Here is a 22,285-nt window from a genome sequence, read left to right as displayed (position 1 = left end):
CCAAAGATGGAACTTAAAGCAACTCTCAAGGATTACACAGAGCCGGAATTCCAGGCGTTGGTAAACAGGATCTGGGCGGTTGATTTGCCTAAGCAGAATCACGACCAACTGATCAATCACTTCGACCGTATCGTTGGCCATCCTGAGGGTGCTGACCTGCTGTTTTACTCAAAAGATGAGTACAACATGAATTCCCCCGAATGGGTCGTCGGTTATGTCAACGAGTGGTGGCAAGGGCAGGGCGTGGCCGCGTTCAAGGGTCAGAGTGCAGCTGTGAGAGCACCAATACCGTATGTGCCGCTGAGTCCCGCGCAGATAGCGCAGCAACGAGCGACCTTGAGCCTGGAAGGTGTTCAAAGAATCGTCGCGGAACTGGCGACATCCGAGCAAGCGATTGAAGTGTCTCTTGGCCTTCTTGAGCAACGAATCAAGCACCTGCATGGCCAACAGGTCAATGAAGTGAACATCATCGAGTGTGACGCAAGTCTGCGAGCGCTGGAAGTGGCCGAGTACGAGGCGCGTAAGGCTGCGCACCAGTATGGATACTGGAAATCGCGCGTCGAGTTCACCAAGAACGCCGCCCTGCGCGATAAGACCGACGCTCGGTCAGAGCAGGCGCTGTGGCAAAGTATCGCGCAACAGATCAGCGCCACCCATGAACGGTACGCAAGGAGTTTGATCGCCATCAACCAGCGTCTGCAGCGCTTGCAAATTCAGGCTGAAGCATTGCTGGTCCTCGCACAGGCCCAACTTGTCCGTCAGCGCCATAAAGAGGGGGTTGGTCCTACTCAGGCGCCTGGTTTGCTTGTCGCATACCTCGCCTTTGCCAAGGTGCGCCCCAGTATTTTGCTTAGCGGTGCCTTTTCGCAGCCACTGGAGACTCATTGGGTGGCTCTGCAAAAATCCATACGTTCAGCTCTGGCAGAGTTCACCTGGCAGCTCACTACTGAAACCGACGCTCATACAGGTCAGTACGCAGCGGTCCTGCGATTTGAGTTTGTCAGTCGTGCCGAAACCGAGATGTATGGGTTAAGTGTGCCCCTTGCCGAACTTCACCCTATAGAGGGGCAAGACTGGCACGGTCTGGCGAAGTCTCAAGCTGAGGTCGACATGCGCTTCAGAATGAACAGCAGCACGTACACAGCGCCACCTGGTGCAATGTCGCGTGGTTTGAAACAAATACAGACGTTGTTACAGATTTCTATTACCTCGACCAATGATTCGAAAGTGCGAGTGCGCCCGGCTGTTTGGAATGAGCACCTGAACGCGTTCACTTTCACTGCCGACGGACCCGCTCCCCTGACGGTTAACTGGCAGGCGCCGGTCACTCCCGACAGCCCACCTGATTTGGCACCAGCAAGCGAAAAAAGGCTGGGATTTCTCGTGTCTCCACCCGTGCCGTTACTAGAGACCTTCCGCGATGTTCTAGCGATTCAGTTCGATGACTACGTCGTGGTCTTCCCGGCAGATTCAGGTCTGGACCCGCTTTACGTTATGTTCAGAGACAGGCGCGAGTATCCCGAGTTGGCGATTGTTGAAGTAAAGCGCTAGTGCGACTTCGTTCTTGACCTGCCATCAATCTGCCGTCTCGCCAAACAAAGGAATGTTACCGTCTATGCCTGTCCTGGAACTCACCACTCTGATCCCCGGCCGCACGCCTGAGCAAGTCCTCGATTTCTGCCTTGAAGGCGTCAACTTTCCGAAGATCTTCCCGGAGCTGGTTACGTTATTGAGCGATATCGATTTGAGCAACCTGCGCATCGAAGCCGGGCGCCAGTTCCGTTTTCGACACTGGATGTTCAGTGTCATTCCTGCGAGCTGGACCGTGGTGATACGGGAAGTCGGCGAGCACCATTTCATCGATGAAATGCTCAAGGGGCCGATGGCTGCCTTTCGTCATGAGCACCGGGTGGAGGCAGGAGAGGGCGGTACGCTATATACCGACCATGTGACGTATTCGGCTTTCGGTGGCGCGTTTACCGAAGCGTTGCTGGTGAATGCGTATATGCGCCGGATTTTCGAGGCACGGCACCGCAATATGCTGCAGTTGCTGGCCTGAACCCGATTTGTAGGAGCGAGGCTTGCCCGCGAAGGGATCACCTCGTTGCAACAGGCTGACCGCGTTATCGTTCTTCGCGGGCAAGCCTCGCTCCTACAAAGGATTTGGTTTGTATCCAATGTATGCGACGAGACATCACAATTTGTATCTGTCCATAGGTCGTCGGCCCATTTCGTGGTTAACTTCGGCCTCTTCAAAATTCTCCACAACAACGTCAGAAGGACTCCGTTCATGGCTCAAGTCACTCTTAAAGGCTCCCCGGTTCAAGTCAACGGCCAACTGCCACAAGCCGGTTCCAAGGCGCCAGCCTTTTCCCTGGTTGCTGGCAATCTGTCCGACGTGACCCTGGCGAGCTTCGCCGGCAAGCGCAAAGTGCTGAACATCTTCCCAAGCGTCGACACCCCAACCTGCGCCACTTCGGTACGCAAGTTCAACGCCCAGGCCAACGACATCGCCAACACCGTGGTGCTGTGCATCTCCGCTGACCTGCCGTTCGCTCAAGCACGCTTCTGCGGCGCCGAAGGCCTGGACAACGTACAGAACCTGTCGACCCTGCGCGGTGCCGAGTTCATCGAGAACTACGGCGTGGCCATCGCTGACGGCCCGCTCAAAGGCCTGACCGCCCGTGCCGTCGTGGTACTGGACGAAAACGACAACGTTCTGCACAGCGAACTGGTCAAGGAAATCGCTGAAGAACCGAACTACGAAGCGGCACTGGCCGTTCTGAAATAAGTAAAGCATTACAATTGTTAACGGCCTGAGGGGGCGTTCTCAGTTAATTTCCCCGTCGCGTTGTCGCCTTAAAGCGGGCCAGGCAAGGCGCAGGCCGCTGGGAATGGTTGTTCCCTTTCCAAGGCCTGCAACGCAGGCTGGCCCGCTTTAAGGCACAACCCGAAGGGCCGGGCCTGCTGTTGTGCAGGGCTGCGTTGCTCGAAGCTTATTTGGAATGACCAAACCACGCTTCTCGCGCCTTGCCCTGCACAACAGCAGACCCGGCGCGGCGGGGTAATTAACTGAGAACGCCCCCTCTGTCCAGGCCGTTTTCATTTGTGCTTCAGTGTCTTAGATATATCTCCTGTTACGTAAGCCGAAGGTAAATTGCCGGTAAAGGCGCTTTGCTTAATACCCACCAGTGCTTATCGTTCAGCCTCCTGTAGAAAGAAGCTCACGCGCCCAATGGTTGATCATTCCATGCAATCCTCCGCTTCCCGTAAACCTCGTCGCTGGCTGCTCGGCCTGTTTGTCCTGTTGGTCATCGCTGGCCTGTGCTGGAAATTCTGGCCCGCCGGCACTGCCCAGAAAGACGGTGCTGCGCCGAAAGCCGTGGCCGGCCACACCGGCAAGTCGGGGGGGATGCGTCCGGGCTTCGGCGGGGCGACCGGGCCGATCCCGGTGCGCGTGGCGCCGGCGGTCAAGGGTGATTTCCCGCTGTACTACAAGGCGCTGGGCACCGTCACCGCGCTGAACACCATCAATGTGCGCAGCCGGGTTGGCGGCGAACTGATGAAGATTTCCTTCGAAGAAGGGCAGATGGTCAAGGCTGGCGACCTGCTGGCTGAAATCGATCCGCGCCCTTACCAGAACGCCTTGCTCCAGGCCGAAGGCACGCTGCTGCAGAACCAGGCACAGCTGAAAAACGCGCAGGTCGATGTCGAGCGTTATCGCGGCCTGTTCAAGGAAGACAGTATCGCCAAGCAAACCCTGGACACCGCCGAAGCACTGGTCGGCCAGTACCAGGGCACGGTCAAGACCAATCAGGCGGCGGTCAACGACGCCAAGCTCAATCTCGAATTCACCAGGATCCGCGCCCCGATTGCCGGGCGTGTAGGCCTGCGACAGCTGGACGTCGGCAACCTGGTGGCGGCCAACGACACCACGGCGCTGGCGATCATTACCCAGACCCAACCGATCAGCGTCGCCTTCACCTTGCCGGAAAACAGCCTCGACGTCGTCCTGGCGCGCTACCGCACGGGCGCCAAACTGCCGGCCGAAGCCTGGGACCGTGGCGACACCAAGTTGCAGGCCACCGGCGTGTTGCAGAGCCTGGACAACCAGATCGACGTCACCACCGGCACCCTGAAATTCAAGGCGCGCTACGATAACCGAGATCAGGCGCTGTTCCCCAATCAGTTCGTCAACGTGCACCTGCTGGCCGACACCCTCAAGGATGTGGTGCTCGCGCCGTCGGCGGCGATTCAGTTCGGCACCAACGGCACCTTCGTCTATGCCCTGGACGGCGACAAGAAAGTCGCGATCCGTCAGTTGAAAGTCGGCGCCAGTGACGGTGAAAACACCGTGATTACCGAAGGCCTGGCGCCTGGGGATCGCGTCGTGTTGGAAGGCACCGACCGCCTGAAGGAAGGCAGTGAAGTGGAAGTGGTCAACGACACCCAGGACGTACCGACCAGCCCGACCGGCCATCTGCAAGGTAAATCGGCGGCCAGCTCGACTGAGCCGGCGACCACCGACAAGGTGAAAAAGGGCGGCGCATGAACATCTCGCGGCTGTTCATCCTTCGCCCGGTAGCCACCACACTGAGCATGCTGGCCATTATCCTGGCCGGCGTGATTGCTTATCGGCTGCTGCCGGTGTCGGCATTGCCTCAGGTGGATTACCCGACCATCCGCGTCATGACGCTGTATCCCGGCGCCAGCCCGGATGTCATGACCAGCGCCGTGACCGCGCCGCTGGAGCGTCAGTTCGGGCAGATGCCCGGCCTGACCCAGATGGCGTCGACCAGTTCCGGCGGCGCTTCGGTGCTGACCCTGCGTTTCAGCCTCGACATCAACATGGACGTCGCCGAGCAGCAGGTCCAAGCCGCGATCAACGCCGCGACCAATCTGCTGCCCAAGGACCTGCCGGCGCCGCCGGTGTACAACAAGGTCAACCCGGCGGACACCCCGGTGCTGACCCTGGCCATCACCTCCAAAACCATGCTGTTGCCCAAACTCAATGATCTGGTCGATACACGCATGGCGCAGAAAATCGCCCAGATCAGTGGGGTCGGCATGGTCAGCATTGCCGGCGGCCAGCGTCAGGCGGTGCGGATCAAGGTCAACCCGGAGGCCTTGGCGGCCAATGGCTTGAACCTGTCGGATGTGCGCACCCTGATCGGCGCGTCCAACGTCAACCAGCCCAAGGGCAATTTCGACGGCCCGACCCGGGTCTCGATGCTGGATGCAAACGATCAACTGACCTCGCCCAAGGACTACGCCAACCTGATTTTGGCCTACGCCAACGGCGCGCCGCTGCGCCTCAAGGACGTGGCCGAGATTGTCGACGGCGCCGAAAACGAACGCCTGGCGGCATGGGCCAATGAAAACCAGGCGGTGCTGCTGAACATTCAGCGCCAGCCCGGCGCCAACGTTATCGAGGTGGTCGACCGGATCAAGGCCTTGCTGCCGAGCATCACCGACAACCTGCCGGCCGGTCTCGACGTCACGGTCCTCACCGACCGCACCCAGACCATCCGTGCCTCCGTCACCGACGTGCAGCACGAATTGCTGATTGCCATCGCGCTGGTGGTCATGGTCACGTTCCTGTTCCTGCGTCGGTTCAGCGCCACGATCATTCCGTCGGTGGCCGTGCCGCTGTCGTTGATCGGCACTTTCGGCGTGATGTACCTCGCCGGTTTCTCGGTCAACAACCTGACCTTGATGGCCCTGACCATCGCCACCGGTTTCGTGGTTGACGATGCGATCGTGATGCTGGAGAACATTTCCCGGTATATCGAAGAAGGGGACAGTCCCCTAAATGCTGCGTTGAAGGGCGCCAAGCAGATCGGCTTCACCCTGATTTCCCTGACCCTGTCGCTGATCGCGGTTTTGATTCCGCTGCTGTTCATGGCGGACGTGGTGGGGCGCTTGTTCCGCGAGTTCGCCATCACCCTGGCGGTGGCGATCCTGATTTCCCTGGTTGTGTCCCTGACACTGACGCCGATGATGTGCGCGCGGTTGCTGAAACGTGAACCCAAGGAAGAAGAACAGGGCCGTTTCTACCGCGCCAGCGGTGCAACAATTGATTGGATGATTGCGGCTTACGGCCGCAAGTTAAAGTGGGTTCTCAAGCATCAACCGCTGACGTTGATGGTGGCTATCGGCACCCTGGCGCTGACGGTGTTCCTGTACCTGGTCGTGCCCAAGGGCTTCTTCCCGGTGCAGGACACGGGGGTTATCCAGGGCATTTCCGAGGCGCCGCAGTCGATTTCCTTTGCGGCGATGAGCGAGCGGCAGCAGGAACTGGCCAAGGTGATTCTGGCCGATCCGGCGGTGGAGAGCCTGTCGTCCTACATCGGTGTCGACGGTGACAACTCGACGCTGAACAGCGGTCGCCTGCTGATCAACCTCAAGTCCCATAGCAACCGTGACCTGAGCGCCACCGAAGTGATCGCCCGCCTGCAACCGGAACTGGACAAGCTGGTCGGCATTCGCCTGTTTATGCAACCGGTGCAGGACCTGACCATCGAAGACCGCGTCAGCCGCACGCAATACCAGTTCAGCATGTCGTCGCCCGATTCCGAGTTGCTCAGCCTGTGGAGCGGTCGTCTGGTGGACGCACTGGCGCAACGGCCTGAGTTGACTGACGTCGCCAGCGACTTGCAGGACAAGGGCTTGCAGGTCTATCTGGTGATCGACCGCGATGCAGCGTCGCGGGTCGGCGTATCGGTGTCGAACATCACCGATGCGCTGTACGACGCCTTCGGCCAGCGGCAGATTTCCACCATTTACACCCAGGCCAGCCAATACCGCGTGGTGCTGCAATCGCAGTCCGGCGAGAAGATCGGCCCGGATGCGTTGAACCAGATTCACGTCAAGACCACCGACGGCGGGCAAGTGCGTCTGTCCAGCCTCGCGCACATCGAGGAGCGGCAGGCGCAACTGGCGATCACCCACATCGGCCAGTTCCCGGCGGTGATGATGTCCTTCAACCTCGCGCCCGGCGTGGCGCTGGGGCATGCGGTGGAAATCATCGAACAGGTGCAGAAAGACATCGGCATGCCGATTGGCGTGCAGACCCAGTTCCAGGGCGCCGCCGAAGCATTCCAGGCGTCGTTGTCGAGCACCTTGCTGCTGATTCTGGCGGCGGTGGTGACCATGTACATCGTGCTCGGCGTGTTGTACGAGAGCTACATCCACCCGATCACCATTCTCTCGACCTTGCCCTCGGCGGCGGTCGGCGCCTTGTTGGCCTTGCTGTTGAGCGGCAATGACCTGGGGATGATCGCGATCATCGGCATCATTTTGCTGATCGGTATCGTGAAAAAGAACGCGATCATGATGATCGACTTCGCCCTCGACGCCGAGCGCAATCAGGGCATGGACCCGGAAACCGCGATCTATCAAGCGGCGTTGCTGCGTTTCCGACCGATTCTGATGACCACGCTGGCGGCATTGTTTGGTGCGGTGCCGTTGATGCTGGCCACCGGTTCCGGCGCGGAATTGCGCCAGCCGTTGGGCCTGGTGATGGTCGGCGGTCTGCTGTTGAGCCAGGTGCTGACGCTGTTCACCACGCCTGTGATCTATCTGTATTTCGACCGCCTTGGTCGGCGCTGGGGTCGCAAGTCTGAAGCCGCGGAAGCGGTAGAGCAGCCATGAACCTGTCCGGACCTTTCATCAAGCGCCCGGTCGCGACCATGCTGCTGAGCCTGGCGATCATGCTGCTGGGCGGCGTGAGCTTCGGCCTGTTGCCGGTGTCGCCGTTGCCGCAGATGGACTTCCCGGTGATCGTGGTCCAGGCCAGTTTGCCCGGCGCCAGCCCTGAAGTGATGGCCTCGACCGTGGCCACGCCGCTGGAGCGCTCCTTCGGCGCCATCGCCGGCGTCAACACCATGAGCAGCCGCTCGAGCCAGGGCTCGACCCGGGTGATTTTGCAGTTCGATCTGGACCGCGACATCAACGGCGCGGCGCGGGAGGTGCAAGCGGCGATCAATGCCTCGCGCAACCTGTTGCCGAGCGGGATGCGCAGCATGCCGACCTACAAGAAGGTCAACCCGTCCCAGGCGCCGATCATGGTGCTGTCGCTGACCTCCGACGTACTGGAAAAAGGCCAGCTCTACGATTTGGCCTCGACGATTCTGTCCCAGAGCCTGTCCCAGGTGCAGGGCGTCGGCGAGGTGCAAATTGGCGGCAGTTCCTTGCCAGCGGTGCGCATCGAGCTCGAACCCCAGGCGCTCAACCAGTACGGCGTGGCCCTGGACGATGTGCGCAACACCATCGCCAACGCCAACGTGCGCCGGCCGAAAGGTTCGGTCGAAGACGGCCAGCGGTTGTGGCAGGTGCAGGCCAACGATCAACTGGAGAAAGCCAAGGATTACGAATCGCTGATCATCCACTACGCGGACGGCGCAGCGTTGCGCTTGAAGGATGTGGCCAAGGTCAGCGATGGTGTCGAGGACCGCTACAACAGCGGTTTCTTCAACAATGACGCGGCGGTGCTGCTGGTAATCAACCGCCAGGCCGGTGCGAACATCATCGAGACGGTCAACGAAATCAAGGCGCAGTTGCCGGCGTTGCAGGCGGTGCTGCCGGCCAGCGTCAAGCTGAACCTGGCGATGGACCGTTCGCCGGTGATCAAGGCGACATTGCACGAAGCGGAAATGACCCTGCTGATCGCCGTGGCGCTGGTGATTCTGGTGGTGTTCCTGTTCCTCGGTAACTTCCGCGCCTCGCTGATTCCGACTCTGGCGGTGCCGGTGTCGCTGGTCGGCACGTTTGCGGTGATGTACCTCTATGGGTTTTCCCTGAATAACCTGTCGTTGATGGCGCTGATTTTGGCCACCGGGCTGGTGGTGGACGACGCCATCGTGGTGCTGGAGAACATTTCCCGGCACATCGACGAAGGCGTGCCGCCAATGAAGGCCGCCTACCTCGGGGCTGAGGAAGTTGGCTTCACTTTGCTGTCGATGAACGTCTCGCTGGTGGCGGTGTTCCTGTCGATCCTGTTCATGGGCGGGATTGTCGAAAGCCTGTTCCGTGAGTTTTCCATCACGCTGGCGGCGTCCATCGTGGTCTCGCTGTTGGTCTCGCTGACGCTAACGCCGATGCTCTGCGCCCGTTGGCTCAAGCCGCACACGCCGGGGCAGGAAAACCGTTTGCAGCGCTGGAGCCAGCGGGCCAACGAGTGGATGGTCGGCAAATACGCGACCAGCCTCGACTGGGTGCTGCGTCACCGTCGGTTGACCTTGTTCAGCCTGTTCGTGACAGTCGGCGTTAACATCGCGTTGTATGTCGTTGTTCCTAAAACCTTTATGCCGCAGCAGGACACCGGTCAACTGATCGGTTTCGTGCGTGGCGACGACGGTCTGTCGTTCAGCGTGATGCAGCCAAAAATGGAAATCTTCCGCCGTGCCGTGCTCAAGGACGACGCGGTGCAAAGCGTCGCCGGGTTCATCGGCGGCACCAACGGTACCAACAACGCTTTCATGCTGGTGCGCTTGAAACCGATCAAGGAACGCAACATTTCCGCGCAGAAAGTCATCGAACGCCTGCGCAAGGAAATGCCCAAGGTCCCTGGCGCGCAATTGATGCTGATGGCCGATCAGGACCTGCAGTTCGGTGGCGGTCGTGAACAAACCACCTCGCAGTATTCCTACATCCTGCAAAGCGGCGACCTGGGCGACTTGCGCGAGTGGTACCCGAAAGTCGTCACCGCCTTGAAAGCATTGCCGGAGCTGACGGCGATAGATGCCCGCGAAGGTCGGGGGGCTCAGCAAGTGACGTTGATCGTCGACCGCGATCAGGCGAAACGCCTGGGTGTCGACATGGACATGGTCACTTCGGTGCTGAACAACGCCTACAGCCAGCGGCAGATTTCGACGATTTACGACAGCCTCAACCAGTACCAAGTGGTGATGGAGGTCAATCCGAAATACGCCCAAGACCCGATCACCCTCAAACAGGTGCAGGTGATCACCGCTGACGGCGCGCGGATTCCGTTGTCGACCATTGCCCATTACGAAAACAGTCTGGAAGACGACCGGGTCAGCCACGAGGGCCAGTTCGCCTCCGAGAGCCTGTCTTTTGACATGGCCGACGGCGTGACGGTGGAGCAGGGCACTGCGGCGATTGAGCGGGCCATCGCCAAGGTCGGCCTGCCGGAAAGCGTGATTGCGAAAATGGCCGGCACCGCCGATGCCTTCGCCGCCACCCAGAAGAGCCAGCCGTGGATGATTCTCGGCGCGCTGGTGGCGGTGTACCTGGTGTTGGGCGTGCTGTATGAAAGCTACATTCATCCGCTGACCATTTTGTCGACGTTGCCATCGGCCGGGGTCGGCGCGTTGCTGTCGATCTATGCGCTGGGCGGTGAGTTCAGCCTGATTTCGTTGCTCGGGTTATTCCTGCTCATCGGCGTGGTGAAGAAAAACGCCATTCTGATGATCGACCTAGCCCTGCAACTGGAGCGCCATCAGGGCATGGCGCCGCTGGAATCGATCCGCAGTGCCTGCCTGCAACGTCTGCGGCCGATTCTGATGACCACCCTGGCGGCGATCCTCGGCGCGTTGCCGTTGCTGTTAGGGCGTGCGGAAGGGGCGGAAATGCGTCAGCCGCTGGGCCTGACGATCATCGGCGGGCTGATCTTCAGCCAGGTGCTGACCCTTTACACCACCCCGGTGGTTTACCTCTATCTCGATAAACTGCGCCATCGCTTCAACAAATGGCGTGGCGTGCGTACCGATGCTGCTCTGGAAACTCCGCTATGACTGACCGTTCGCTTATTAATCTGGCCACGCCGCTGGCAGCCGCCCGGGGCTCGCGTTTGTTGAGCCTGGCGCTGTGCGTGGCGATGCTCAGCGCTTGCGCTGTCGGCCCGGACTACCAGCGCCCGCCAGCGGCCGCGCCGGTGCAATACAAGGAAGCGGCCGGCTGGCGTCAGGCCAGCCCGAGTGATTCCCTGGCGCGCGGTGCCTGGTGGGAGTTGTATGGCGATCAGCAGCTCAATGGCCTGATCGAAAAACTCAACAGTTCCAACCAGACCGTCGCCCAGTCCGAAGCCCAGTACCGTCAGGCCCAGGCTTTGGTGCGCAGCGCCCGGGGCGCGTTTTTTCCGACGGTGGACCTGACCGTCGGGAAAAACCGCAGCAGCCAGGGCACTGGCAGCAGCAGTTCGAGCCTGACCAGTTCCTCCAGCGGGATTCGCGACACCTACACCGCGCAGGCCGGGGTCAGTTGGGAGGCGGACATCTGGGGCAAATTGCGCCGGGGCCTTGAAGCCGACACCGCCAACGCCGAGGCCAGTTTTGCCGATCTGGCGGCGATGCGCCTCAGCCAGCAATCGGAGCTGGTGCAGAACTACCTGCAATTGCGGGTGATCGACGAACAGAAACGCCTGCTGGAAGCGACCGTCGAGGCCTATCAGCGCTCGCTGAAAATGACCGAAAACCAGTACCGCGCCGGCGTCTCCGGCAAGGACGCGGTGGCCCAGGCTCAGACCCAGCTCAAAAGCACTCAGGCGGACATGGTCGACCTGATCTGGCAGCGCGCCCAATTCGAGAACGCCGTTGCCGTATTGATCGGGCTGCCGCCAGCCGAGTTCAGCCTGGCCGAAACCAAGAACATCCCGGCGTTGCCCGAAGTGCCGCTGGGTCTGCCATCGCAGTTGCTCGAGCGCCGCCCGGACATCGCTTCGGCAGAGCGTTCGGTGATGGCGGCCAACGCCAACATCGGCGTGGCCAAGGCCGCCTACTACCCGGACCTGACCCTGAGCCTCAACGGCGGTTATAGCAGCAGCACCTATGCCAACTGGATCAGCGTGCCGAACCGCTTCTGGTCGGTGGGGCCTCAACTGGCCATGACCCTGTTTGATGGCGGCCAGCGTTCGGCCGAGGTCGATCGCAGTGAAGCGGCCTACGACGAAACTGTGGCCAAGTACCGCCAGACCGTGCTCGACGGTTTTCGCGAGGTGGAAAACTACCTCGTGCAGCTCAAGGTGCTGGAAGACGAAGCCGGTGTGCGCCAGGAAGCACTGGATGCGGCGCGTGAATCCCTGCGCTTGACGCAAAATCAATACAAGGCCGGGGTGATTGCCTACCTGGATGTGGTGGTTGTCCAGGCCACTGCGTTGAGTAACGAGCGTAGTGTGTTGAGCCTGTTGCAGAGCCGCTTGATCGCCAGCGTGCAGCTGATTGCGGCGCTGGGCGGCGGTTGGGACGGTGCGCTCCAGGTGAGCGAAAACAAATAGGACGGCCCCTGTAGCAGCTGCCGAGGCTGCGTTGTGGCGAGGGGGCTTGCCCCCGTTCGAGCGCGAAGCGGTCGTAAATACAGACGACTCGGTGTTTTTGAACCATAGCTAGGGCCGCTTCGCGCCCCAACGGGGGCAAGCCCCCTCGCCACAACGCAGGCTCGACAGCTGCTACAAGCGAACGTGTCGTCATCGGGAGTCAAACAATCGTTTCATCGGGTTGATGGCCATATGATTGCTTTTGTCAGTGCGTTCTTTGACGTAATCAGTACAATCACCCGATTTGCCCTCCCGAGAACGGAAGCAGTACGGTGGGGCGATCGCGAGAAGTCACATGCTCATCGGTAGCTATTCACCCACGCTGGTTATCATTTCGCTCTGTGTAGCGATTCTCGCCTCCTATACCGCGCTCGACCTGACCGAACGCATTGCCACCGCCAAAGGTCGGGCCGTATTCCTATGGACTGCGGGCGGCGCCTTTGCCATGGGCGTGGGCGTGTGGTCGATGCACTTTATCGGCATGCTCGCGTTCACCTTGCCCATCGACCTGGGCTACGACCTCACCCTCACGTCCCTGTCGCTGCTGACCGCGATCCTGTCTTGCGGTTTTGCCCTCTGGCTGGTCAGTCAGCCACGCCTGCCGACCTGGCAACTGGCGTTTGGCGCGCTGATCATGGGCGCCGGGATCAGTGCCATGCATTACACCGGCATGGCCGCCATGCGCATGCAGCCGGGCATCGATTACGACCCGACGCTGTTTGGCGCATCGCTGCTCATCGCCGTCGGCGCTTCCGGCGCCGCGTTATGGATCGCCTTCCGTCTGCGTCAGCACACGCCGTATGTGGGCCTGCTTCGCGCCGGTGCGGCGGTGATCATGGGCCTCGCCATCGTCGGCATGCACTACACCGGCATGGCCGCGGCGCGATTCCCCGACGGCAGTTTCTGTGGCGCCGCCATCAGCGGCTTGAACGGCAAAGGCCTCGACAATCTGGTGCTGATCACCACGCTCGCGGTGTTGAGCATCGCCTTGTTGACTTCGGTCCTCGATGCGCGTCTTGAAGCCCGCACCGCTGACCTTGCGCGCTCGCTGACCGAAGCCAACCGCGAACTGACCCAACTGGCCCTGCACGACACCCTGACCGGTTTGCCCAATCGCATGTTGCTGGCCGACCGTATCGAACAGGCCATGTCCAAAGTTCAGGAACAGGGTGGTTGCTTTGCGCTGATGTTCATCGACCTCGACGGTTTCAAACCGGTCAATGATGCCTTCGGCCACCACATGGGCGATCAGTTGTTGCGTGAGGTCGGTTTGCGCCTGCGCGAGGACATGCGCAGTCAGGACACATTGGCGCGGATCGGCGGTGATGAATTCGTACTGCTGGTGCGGCTCAGCGAGCCAAACGACGCGCTGAGCGTGGCAGCGCGGCAGGTCGGAATGATCGGCAGTTCGTTCCGGGTCGCCGAACACGACCTGCAGATTTCCGCCAGCCTCGGCATTGCGCTGTACCCGGGCAATGGCCAGACGGCCCAGGAACTGCTGATGAACGCCGACGCGGCGATGTACCACGCCAAGGGCACCGGGAAAAACGGCTACAGCTTCTTCGACGCGTCGATGAACAGCAACGCGCGCAAACAGCTGCAATTACTGCAAGACTTGCGCAATGCCCTCGATCACCAGCAGTTCAGCCTCTATTACCAACCCAAGTTCGACGCCAGCAATGGTCGCCCGGTGGGTGCCGAGGCGCTGCTGCGTTGGGAGCATCCGACCCAGGGCATGCTGCTGCCGGACAAGTTTATTGAACTCGCGGAAAAGACCGGGCTGATCATTCACATCGGTGAATGGGTGCTGAACGAAGCCTGCCGGCAGATGCGCGAATGGTACGTGCTCGGCTACACCGAGTGGCGCATTGCGGTGAACCTCTCGGCGTTGCAGTTCTGTCATGCAGGCCTGGTCAAGAGTGTCTCCAAAGCCTTGGCCACGCATCAACTGCCAGCCAACAGCCTGACCCTGGAAATCACCGAAACCACCGCCATGAGCGATGCCGATGCGAGCATGACGGTCCTTCAGGAACTCTCGGAAATGGGCGTCGACCTGTCCATCGATGACTTCGGCACCGGCTATTCGAGCTTGATGTACCTCAAGCGTCTGCCGGCCAATGAACTGAAAATCGACCGCGGTTTCGTCCGCGATCTGGAACACGACAGTGACGACGCCGCCATCGTGTCAGCCATCGTCGCCCTTGGCCAGGCGCTGGGCTTGCGCATCGTTGCCGAAGGCGTGGAAACCGGCGTCCAGCAAGACTTCCTGACCAAACTCGGTTGCGATTCGTTGCAGGGCTACCTGCTCGGGCACCCGCTGCCGGCGGATCGCTTCATGGCCGACATTGTTCGTGGGGAACGAGTGGCGACGGGCGTTGTGCCTGTAGCAGCTGACGAGCCTGCAAGGCAGCGTCCGGCAGCGAAGCTGTCGTGAAACCGGACGGCGCGGTGTATCAGGGAGAATGTGCTTGCCGGGTTTGCGACTGCTGCGCAGTCGGACGCTGCCTCGCGGGGCTCTGCAGCTGCTACAGAGACGCCATTACATACGACGTTGGTAGATCACTTGACGTGAGTCCATGCAAAACCGAGCAATGGCGGTTATTCTTGGCCCCGACTGCTTACGCGTGAATGGGGAAAAGTCAGCATGGACAAAGTCATTGTCATCACCGGCGGCAGCCGCGGCATCGGCGCTGCAACCGCGTTGTTGGCCGCCGAGCTTGGTTATCGGATCTGCATCAACTATCAGTCCGACGAATCGGCAGCGCAAAGCGTGCTGGCACACGTTCGGGCACTGGGCGCTCAAGCCATTGCAGTGCGCGCCGACGTCAGCATCGAAGACGAAGTGATCAGTCTGTTCCACCGGGTGGACACCGAGCTGGGTCGAGTGACCGCGCTGGTGAACAACGCCGGCACCGTGGGCCACAAGTCCCGCGTCGACGAAATGTCTGAGTTCCGTATTCTAAAAACCCTCAAAACCAACGTTCTGGCACCGATCCTCTGCGCCAAGCACGCGATCATGCGCATGTCGCCCAAGCATGGCGGGCAGGGCGGCAGCATCGTCAATGTATCCTCGGTGGCCTCGCGTTTGGGCTCTCCCAACGAATACGTAGATTACGCGGCGTCAAAAGGCGCGCTGGACAGCTTCACCATCGGCCTGTCCAAGGAAGTGGCGGGCGAGGGCATTCGCGTCAACGCGGTGCGGCCAGGGTTTATCTACACCGACTTCCATGCGCTGAGCGGTGATCCGGATCGGGTAAGCAAACTGGAATCGGCGATTCCGATGGCCCGGGGTGGGCGGCCGGACGAAGTGGCTGAGGCGATTATCTGGTTGCTGTCGGACAAGGCTTCTTATGCAACCGGGACTTTTGTTGATCTTGGGGGCGGGCGTTAATCCTTAAGATTTGTGTTGTCCAGCCCGGCCCCTTCGCGAGCAGGCTCGCTCCCACAGTGGCTAGGTGTGAACACATTAATAGTGAAAAACACTAAACTCCTGTGGGAGCGAGCCTGCTTGCGATAGCAATCTCTCAAACGACACAGCAGTGTCAGAACGACCGCACTATCCGCCCCAACGTCTCCATCGCCTTCTCCGAATCCTCATTCCACGGACTCCCATAATTCAACCGGATACAGTTCCTGAACCGCTGAGTCGGTGAAAAGATCGGCCCCGGCGCGATGCTGATGCCCTGCGCCAACGCCATCTGAAACAACTTCAACGAATCCATTTGCGGTGGCAGTTCCAGCCACAGGAAGTAGCCGCCGGCCGGTTGGCTGACGCGTGTCTGAGTCGGAAAGTAGCGGGCGATGGCGGCGAGCATGGCGCTTTGCTGCTCTTCCAGGGCGTAGCGCAGTTTGCGCAGGTGGCGGTCGTAGCCGCCGTGTTGCAGGTAGTCCGCGATGGCGGCCTGGGCCGGCATCGAGGCGCACAGCGAGGTCATCAGTTTCAGCCGTTCGATCTTCTGCGCATATCGCCCGGCGGCGACCCAGCCGATGCGGTAGCCGGGGGCGAGGCTCTTGGCGAAAGAACCGCAATGCATCACCAGCCCTTCGGTATCAAACGCCTTGGCCGGTTTCGGCGCCTGCTGACCGTAATAAAGTTCGGCGTAGACGTCGTCCTCGATCAGTGGCACCTGGTGGCCGCGCAATAACTCGACCAACTCCTGCTTCTTGGTCTCGGGCATGGTCGCGCCCATTGGGTTCTGGAAACTGGTCATGCACCAGCAGGCCTTGATCGGGTGGCGCTCCAGGGTTTGCGCGAGCACGCCCAGGTCGATACCGTCGCGAGGGTGCACGGGAATCTCGACGGCTTTGAGTTTCAGCCGTTCCAGTATTTGCAGGCAGGCATAGAAGGCCGGCGCTTCTATCGCCACCAGATCGCCGGGTTCGGTGACCGCTTGCAGGCACAGGTTCAAGGCCTCCAGCGCGCCGTTGGTGATCAGCAGCTCTTCCATCGGCAGCATCAGTCCGCCGACCATGTAGCGCAGGGCAATCTGGCGGCGCAGTTGCGGGTTGCCCGGCGACATGTCGGTGACGACCATGCGCGGGTCCATGTCTCGGGCGGCGCTCGCCAGGGAGCGGGACAAGCGCTGCAACGGGAACAGGGTCGGGCTGGGAAACGCCGAGCCGAAGGGGACGGTGGTCGGGTCCTTGATCGAGTCGAGGACCGAGAACACCAGTTCGCTGACGTCGACTTCGGTGGATTCGTTGACCTGGCTGCTGATCACCGGCTCCGAGAACGGGCTCGGCGAGTGTGCATTGACGAAGTAGCCGGAGCGCGGCCGGGCGCGGATCAGGCCGCGACGTTCGAGCAGGTAATAGGCCTGGAACACAGTGGACGGGCTGACCCCATAAGTCTGGCTGGCGTAGCGCACCGACGGCACACGCTGGCCAGGGCCGAGGACCCCGGAGCGGATCAGTTCAGCGATGTCGTCGGCGAATTTTTCGTAGCGTTTCATCGAGTGCCTGGATTGAAGTTATTCAATGGGTACGCTGTTGTGGCGAGGGAGCTTGCTCCCGCTGGGGTGCGAAGCGCCCCCAGAATTTACAACTGCTACGCAGTCGAGCGGGAGCAAGCTCCCTCGCCACAGGAGCCCTGCTTTCCACAGGGCACCGCAGTCTAAGGGATCAACGGTTCATCGGCGCAACAAACCGGCTCTTGGCCACGCTATAGATGTCCGGCTCGTCACTGTCGACAATCTTGAAGCTGATCGTCTGCGAGCTGCTGCTAGGCCGTTCGGTGGTCATGGCCACTGACACCGGCACATCGACAATCTCACCCGGCGCCAGGCTCAACTCGGTCTTGCCTTGCAGCACGAAGCTTTCGCCGTCCACTAGGCTCAGTCGATAATTCTGGCGCAGTTGGGTCTTGTTGATGACCTTCAAGCTGTAGATGTTTTCGATCTGCCCCTGGCTGTTCTCGCGGAACAGGCCGCGGTCCTTGCTCACGTCCAGCGACACCATCGGCCGTTCGACCAGGGCGAGGGCAAGGGCGCCGATCATCACCAGCAGCACCGCGGTGTAACCGATCAGCCGTGGCCGTAGCAGATGAGTCTTGCCCCCTTGCAGTTCATGTTCCGAGGTATAGCTGATCAAGCCACGGGCATAGCCCATTTTGTCCATGATCGAATCGCAGGCATCGATACACGCCGCGCAGCCGATGCACTCCATCTGCAAACCGTCACGAATATCGATCCCGGTCGGGCAGACCTGCACGCACAGCTGGCAATCGATGCAATCCCCCAGGCCCACCTCGGCCGGTTTCACCTCGCGTTTGCGCGGGCCACGGTTTTCACCGCGGGCGACGTCGTAGGAAATGGTCAGGGTGTCCTTGTCGAACATCACGCTCTGGAACCGCGCATACGGGCACATGTGCATGCATACCGCTTCACGCAGCCAGCCGGCGTTGATGTAAGTCGCGCCGGTGAAGAACAGCACCCAGAACAGACTGACACCGCCCATCTGCAAGGTCAGCAGCTCTTCGGCCAGGGGCCGGATCGGCGTGAAGTACCCCACAAACGTCAGGCCGGTGAGCAAGCTGATGGCCAGCCACAGAGTGTGCTTGGCCGAGCGGCGGATCAGTTTGTTCAGGCCCCACGGCGCCGCTTGCAGCTTGATGCGCTGGTTGCGTTCGCCTTCGGTGATCTTCTCGCACCACATGAAGATCCAGGTCCAGGAACTCTGCGGGCAGGTGTAACCGCACCAGACCCTGCCAGCGAACACGGTGATCGCGAACAGACCGAACGCGGCGATGATCAGCAGCGCCGAGAGCAGGATGAAGTCCTGGGGCCAGAAGGTCGCACCGAAGATGTGGAATTTGCTTTCGGAAAGGTCCCAGAGCACCGCCTGACGGTCGCCCCAGTTCAACCATACGGTGCCGAAGAACAGCAAAAACAGAAACCCCGCACCGCAAAGGCGCAAGGTGCGGAACAGGCCGGTGAAGCTGCGGGTGTGGATCAGGTTGTCGCTGGACTTGGCCTTTATCTTTGGACGCAAAGGCTCGTTTTTTATAAATGAGGCAGGTTCTACGGTTCGGACGGGGATTCTTTCGCTCATGGTCTTTCGCTCATCAGCCTCCATCAGGCACGAGCACTATGACCAGCGATCTGTTTGCATAACAGACTCAGGTATTGCAATAAAAAGCGGATCAGATGGGGATTGATCCGCTGCCTGCGACAACTTGATGCACCCCGTCACTACAGGGCGCAGGCGCCTATATCAGGCGCTTGCGAGGCTTGTTGATCCGGGTCAGTCAAATCACCGAATCACTGTCGGTGGCCTTCAAATGCTTACGACCGTCCACTGCGCCTGCTACGGTCAATGCGTCGGCTTCTGCTTCGGTGATGTAAACGCGCTGGCCGTTGAGCTCAACCGCCGACATGGCTTTATCGGAGTCGGTGATGATCGTGACGTCGGGGCACAGACGAATTTCTTCGCCGTTCTCGGTGATGAAAAAGCAGGTCTGGTTTTCGATGCGCACAGTCATGGAGGTGTCCTTTTTTTAGCGGGTTCTAAACTGTTAGGGCGCATCCGAGGGGCATCGTTCTGTGCAACCGATTAATGGTCGGCGCGGTCCATCCTCCCATAACAATCAATCACAAGGATTGCACCATGAACGCCTGGTGGCATGAGGTTTGGGAAACGCTGCAAGCAGAGTTCGCCGACATCGCCGATGCGTCGCAACTGACGCGCATCACCGTGCGGCTGCTGATCGCGGCGATTCTCGGCGGCATTCTCGGTTTCGAGCGTGAACAAAAGGGCAAGGCTGCCGGTGTGCGCACGCACATGCTGGTGGCCCTCGGTGCCGCATTGTTTGTGCTGGTGCCGCAGATGTCCGGTTCCCAGGCCGATGCCATGAGCCGGGTGGTGCAAGGCGTGATCGCCGGGATTGGCTTCCTCGGTGCCGGCACCATCCTGAAAAACCAGGAAGGCGATGAAGGCCACGTCAAAGGCCTGACCACCGCCGCCGGGTTGTGGATGACCGCCGCCATCGGGGTTTCCGCTGGATTGGGCCGAGAGGCGACGGCGGTGTTCAGTACGTTGCTGGCGTTGGCGATTTTCAGCGTGATGCCGAGAGTCGTGAAAATGCTCGACAGGGATAAAGACGAGCAGGAGCGGCCCTGACGGATCATTACTCGGGCGCAACGATCACCGGGGGCATCGTGTTCGGTGGCTCTTCCCGGGGTGGCGGTGTGGTGCCGGGCGGCTCTTGCTCAGGCACCGGTTCTGGCTCGGTCTGCGGGATCGTCGGGGTGTCGATGTTCGGATCGGGGGTTTCGGCCGGGATTGGAATACTCATCGTTGATGCCTCCACTGGCACATGGCGTAAGTCGTGCTTAAGTGTGTTGACCGTCATCTGGGTGATTTGATTCCGCGGCAAATGGGCGTGAACTTTTCCCCGTGCTTGTCGCTCGGAACTTAAGTGCCTTCATTTCGAGACCGACGGGTTTCGTGTGAGCGACGACCAGACACAAGAGCGTCCATGGGGCGTTAAGGAGAGATGCTCGATGACTGCTGAAAAACCGACAGAGCTGAACTACAACCCTCATATGCCGCTGTCGCAGGCGCTATTGCTGCCGCGCATCGCCATTGAAAACGTCATGCCGACCCTGGATGGCGGGCAGTTCGCGGCCAAGGCCGTGGTGGGGCAGGACGTGGTGGTGACCAGCAAAGTGTTCGCTGACGGTCACGATAAGCTGGCCGTGCGCATACGCTGGCGTGCCGACGGTGACGAGGCCTGGCGGAGCGAGGTCATGACCGAGCTCGGCAATAACGGCTGGCAAGGCCAGTTCCGCGTCGAGGATCAGGGCCGCTACGTCTTCTGTATCGAAGCCTGGATCGATCAGTACGCTAGCTTTCTGTATGAAATCGAGAAAAAACACATTGCTGGCGTGCCCATCAGCCTGGAGTTGCAGGAAGGGCGAAACCAGGTGAAACAGGCCGCCGAACGCTCGGAAGGGCCGCTGAGCGAAGATCTGGCGGCGTTGCACCATGAACTGTCCGGTCTGCTCGAAGCCGAGCAGGTCGGGTTGTTTCTGCACCACCGTAGTGCTGAGCTGATGGCCCAGGCGGATCACCGCGCTTATTTGAGCCTCAGCCCCGAATTTCCGTTGGACGTCGAGCGAGAGCTGGCCCAGTTCGCCAGTTGGTATGAGTTGTTTCCGCGCTCGATCACCGACGATCCGGCCCGTCACGGCACGTTTAACGACGTGCATTCGCGACTGGCGATGATTCAGGACATGGGTTTTGACGTGCTGTACTTCCCGCCGATCCACCCGATCGGTCGCAGCTATCGCAAAGGCCCGAACAACTCATTGACCGCCGGCCCCGATGATCCGGGCAGCCCCTATGCCATCGGCAGCGAAGAGGGCGGGCACGAGGCGATTCACTCTGAACTCGGCACCCGCGAAGATTTCCGTCGACTGGTGGCAGCCGCTGCGGATCACGGACTGGAAATTGCCCTCGATTTCGCGATCCAGTGCTCCCAGGACCACCCGTGGCTCAAACAGCACCCGGGTTGGTTCAACTGGCGCCCGGACGGCACGATCAAATATGCCGAGAACCCACCGAAAAAATACCAGGACATCGTCAACGTCGATTTCTATGCCAGCGATGCGATTCCGAGCCTGTGGGTCGAGCTGCGGGATATTGTGGTCGGCTGGGTCGAAGAGGGCGTGAAGATCTTCCGTGTCGACAACCCTCACACCAAGCCGCTGCCGTTCTGGCAATGGCTGATCGCCGATGTGCGGGCGTTGTACCCCGAGGTGATCTTCCTCGCGGAGGCCTTTACCACGCCAGCGATGATGGCGCGGCTGGGCAAGGTCGGTTACTCCCAGAGCTACACCTACTTCACCTGGCGCAATACCAAAACGGAACTGGCGACCTATTTCACCGAACTCAACGAGTCGCCGTGGCGCGAATGCTACCGGCCGAATTTCTTCGTCAATACGCCGGACATCAACCCTGCGTTTCTGCACGAATCCGGTCGCGCCGGTTTTCTTATCCGCGCCGCGCTGGCGACCATGGGCTCCGGCCTGTGGGGTATGTATTCGGGTTTCGAGCTCTGTGAAGCCGCGCCAGTGCCGGGCAAAGAGGAATACCTCAATTCCGAGAAGTACGAGATCCGCCCACGGGACTTTACCGCGCCGGGCAACATCATCGCTGAGATCGCCCAGCTCAACCGCATTCGCCGGCAGAACCCGGCGCTGCACACGCACCTGGGCCTGACGGTCTACAACGCGTGGAACGACAACATTCTGTATTTCGGCAAGCGCAGCGCGGATGGCAGCAACTTTATTCTGGTGGCCGTCAGCCTGGATCCGCAAAACGTCCAGGAAGCGAATTTCGAATTGCCGTTGTGGGAAATGGGTTTGCCGGACGATGCCAGCACCCAGGGCGAAGACTTGATGAGCGGCCATCGCTGGACCTGGCACGGCAAGTACCAGTTCATGCGGATCGACCCGGCGCATCAACCGTTCGGCATCTGGCGGATCACAACCTCTTGAAGACACCGAGCTT

15 protein-coding genes are annotated in these 22,285 nt (G+C 60.4%); 11 read left to right on the top strand and 4 right to left on the bottom strand.

Translation table 11 applies throughout. The annotated features are described in order from the left end of the window. Positions 1 to 6: 6 nt before the first annotated feature. The 9 genes from ACA051_RS16310 (at position 7) to ACA051_RS16270 (ending at position 15,665) form a co-directional block, all read left to right on the top strand. Entirely contained in the window at positions 7 to 1,551 is a 1,545-nt protein-coding gene (locus ACA051_RS16310; RefSeq protein WP_497370865.1) for an S-type pyocin domain-containing protein, read from the top strand. A gap of 64 nt (positions 1,552 to 1,615) precedes the next feature. Then, complete coding sequence (locus ACA051_RS16305; protein ID WP_497370863.1) at positions 1,616 to 2,059, top strand: SRPBCC family protein; 444 nt, start codon at positions 1,616 to 1,618, stop codon at positions 2,057 to 2,059. 231 nt (positions 2,060 to 2,290) lie between these two features. Beyond that, positions 2,291 to 2,791: a thiol peroxidase gene (gene tpx, locus ACA051_RS16300; RefSeq protein WP_497303151.1), complete on the top strand. Its 501-nt coding sequence runs from the start codon at positions 2,291 to 2,293 to the stop codon at positions 2,789 to 2,791. A gap of 444 nt (positions 2,792 to 3,235) precedes the next feature. After that, positions 3,236 to 4,552: an MdtA/MuxA family multidrug efflux RND transporter periplasmic adaptor subunit gene (locus ACA051_RS16295; protein ID WP_497370861.1), complete on the top strand. Its 1,317-nt coding sequence runs from the start codon at positions 3,236 to 3,238 to the stop codon at positions 4,550 to 4,552. Beyond that, a complete protein-coding gene (locus ACA051_RS16290) occupies positions 4,549 to 7,653 on the top strand; it encodes an MdtB/MuxB family multidrug efflux RND transporter permease subunit (protein ID WP_497370859.1) in 3,105 nt (1,034 codons plus the stop codon). Before ACA051_RS16295 ends, ACA051_RS16290 begins: the two co-directional genes overlap by 4 nt. Continuing rightward, positions 7,650 to 10,757 carry an efflux RND transporter permease subunit gene (locus ACA051_RS16285; protein WP_497370857.1) on the top strand — a complete coding sequence of 1,036 codons (3,108 nt, stop codon included), beginning with the start codon at positions 7,650 to 7,652 and terminating at the stop codon, positions 10,755 to 10,757. The genes ACA051_RS16290 and ACA051_RS16285 overlap by 4 nt, the downstream gene beginning before the upstream one ends. After that, positions 10,754 to 12,235, top strand: coding sequence for an efflux transporter outer membrane subunit (locus tag ACA051_RS16280; protein ID WP_497303143.1), 1,482 nt, complete (start codon positions 10,754 to 10,756; stop codon positions 12,233 to 12,235). Before ACA051_RS16285 ends, ACA051_RS16280 begins: the two co-directional genes overlap by 4 nt. Before the next feature lie 334 nt (positions 12,236 to 12,569). Further along, positions 12,570 to 14,708 (top strand): putative bifunctional diguanylate cyclase/phosphodiesterase, encoded by a 2,139-nt coding sequence (locus ACA051_RS16275; protein WP_497370855.1) that lies wholly within the window; start codon positions 12,570 to 12,572, stop codon positions 14,706 to 14,708. A 210-nt stretch (positions 14,709 to 14,918) separates the two neighbouring features. Beyond that, positions 14,919 to 15,665, top strand: coding sequence for an SDR family oxidoreductase (locus tag ACA051_RS16270; protein ID WP_497303139.1), 747 nt, complete (start codon positions 14,919 to 14,921; stop codon positions 15,663 to 15,665). Between the two features lie 151 nt (positions 15,666 to 15,816). Here the strand turns inward: ACA051_RS16270 and mapR are convergent, their stop codons facing one another. From mapR to ACA051_RS16255, 3 genes are all read right to left on the bottom strand, one after another. Then, positions 15,817 to 17,226: a GntR family transcriptional regulator MpaR gene (gene mapR / locus ACA051_RS16265; protein ID WP_497303137.1), complete on the bottom strand. Its 1,410-nt coding sequence runs from the start codon at positions 17,224 to 17,226 to the stop codon at positions 15,817 to 15,819. A 169-nt stretch (positions 17,227 to 17,395) separates the two neighbouring features. Next, entirely contained in the window at positions 17,396 to 18,823 is a 1,428-nt protein-coding gene (gene ccoG, locus ACA051_RS16260) for a cytochrome c oxidase accessory protein CcoG (protein ID WP_497303135.1), read from the bottom strand. A 196-nt stretch (positions 18,824 to 19,019) separates the two neighbouring features. Further along, complete coding sequence (locus ACA051_RS16255; RefSeq protein WP_497293594.1) at positions 19,020 to 19,253, bottom strand: DUF3203 family protein; 234 nt, start codon at positions 19,251 to 19,253, stop codon at positions 19,020 to 19,022. 125 nt (positions 19,254 to 19,378) lie between these two features. Here ACA051_RS16255 and ACA051_RS16250 point away from each other — a divergent pair, with 125 nt between their 5' ends. Continuing rightward, a complete protein-coding gene (locus tag ACA051_RS16250) occupies positions 19,379 to 19,891 on the top strand; it encodes an MgtC/SapB family protein (protein WP_497303133.1) in 513 nt (170 codons plus the stop codon). A 7-nt stretch (positions 19,892 to 19,898) separates the two neighbouring features. Here ACA051_RS16250 and ACA051_RS16245 read toward each other — a convergent pair whose 3' ends face one another. Then, positions 19,899 to 20,066, bottom strand: a complete 168-nt coding sequence (locus ACA051_RS16245) for a hypothetical protein (RefSeq protein ID WP_497303132.1) — start codon at positions 20,064 to 20,066, stop codon at positions 19,899 to 19,901. A 208-nt stretch (positions 20,067 to 20,274) separates the two neighbouring features. On the opposite strand from ACA051_RS16245, the gene ACA051_RS16240 reads away from it, so the two are divergent. Then, complete coding sequence (locus ACA051_RS16240) at positions 20,275 to 22,272, top strand: alpha-1,4-glucan--maltose-1-phosphate maltosyltransferase (protein WP_497370853.1); 1,998 nt, start codon at positions 20,275 to 20,277, stop codon at positions 22,270 to 22,272. Positions 22,273 to 22,285 lie beyond the last annotated feature (13 nt).

The organism is Pseudomonas sp. LBUM1669 (genome assembly GCF_059695705.1).
The sequence above is the reverse complement of the archived record's forward strand: the minus strand, read 5'-3'. Positions and strand labels throughout refer to the sequence as shown.

Excerpts from the sequence above, each read along its gene's own strand:
- ACA051_RS16310 (WP_497370865.1), top strand. The coding sequence starts at position 7 with ATGGAACTTAAAGCAACTCTCAAGGATTACACAGAGCCGGAATTCCAG.
- ACA051_RS16305 (WP_497370863.1), top strand. The coding sequence starts at position 1,616 with ATGCCTGTCCTGGAACTCACCACTCTGATCCCCGGCCGCACGCCTGAG.
- tpx (WP_497303151.1), top strand. The coding sequence starts at position 2,291 with ATGGCTCAAGTCACTCTTAAAGGCTCCCCGGTTCAAGTCAACGGCCAA.
- ACA051_RS16295 (WP_497370861.1), top strand. The coding sequence starts at position 3,236 with ATGGTTGATCATTCCATGCAATCCTCCGCTTCCCGTAAACCTCGTCGC.
- ACA051_RS16290 (WP_497370859.1), top strand. The coding sequence starts at position 4,549 with ATGAACATCTCGCGGCTGTTCATCCTTCGCCCGGTAGCCACCACACTG.
- ACA051_RS16285 (WP_497370857.1), top strand. The coding sequence starts at position 7,650 with ATGAACCTGTCCGGACCTTTCATCAAGCGCCCGGTCGCGACCATGCTG.
- ACA051_RS16280 (WP_497303143.1), top strand. The coding sequence starts at position 10,754 with ATGACTGACCGTTCGCTTATTAATCTGGCCACGCCGCTGGCAGCCGCC.
- ACA051_RS16275 (WP_497370855.1), top strand. The coding sequence starts at position 12,570 with ATGCTCATCGGTAGCTATTCACCCACGCTGGTTATCATTTCGCTCTGT.
- ACA051_RS16270 (WP_497303139.1), top strand. The coding sequence starts at position 14,919 with ATGGACAAAGTCATTGTCATCACCGGCGGCAGCCGCGGCATCGGCGCT.
- mapR (WP_497303137.1), bottom strand. The coding sequence starts at position 17,226 with ATGAAACGCTACGAAAAATTCGCCGACGACATCGCTGAACTGATCCGC.
- ccoG (WP_497303135.1), bottom strand. The coding sequence starts at position 18,823 with ATGAGCGAAAGAATCCCCGTCCGAACCGTAGAACCTGCCTCATTTATA.
- ACA051_RS16255 (WP_497293594.1), bottom strand. The coding sequence starts at position 19,253 with ATGACTGTGCGCATCGAAAACCAGACCTGCTTTTTCATCACCGAGAAC.
- ACA051_RS16250 (WP_497303133.1), top strand. The coding sequence starts at position 19,379 with ATGAACGCCTGGTGGCATGAGGTTTGGGAAACGCTGCAAGCAGAGTTC.
- ACA051_RS16245 (WP_497303132.1), bottom strand. The coding sequence starts at position 20,066 with ATGAGTATTCCAATCCCGGCCGAAACCCCCGATCCGAACATCGACACC.
- ACA051_RS16240 (WP_497370853.1), top strand. The coding sequence starts at position 20,275 with ATGACTGCTGAAAAACCGACAGAGCTGAACTACAACCCTCATATGCCG.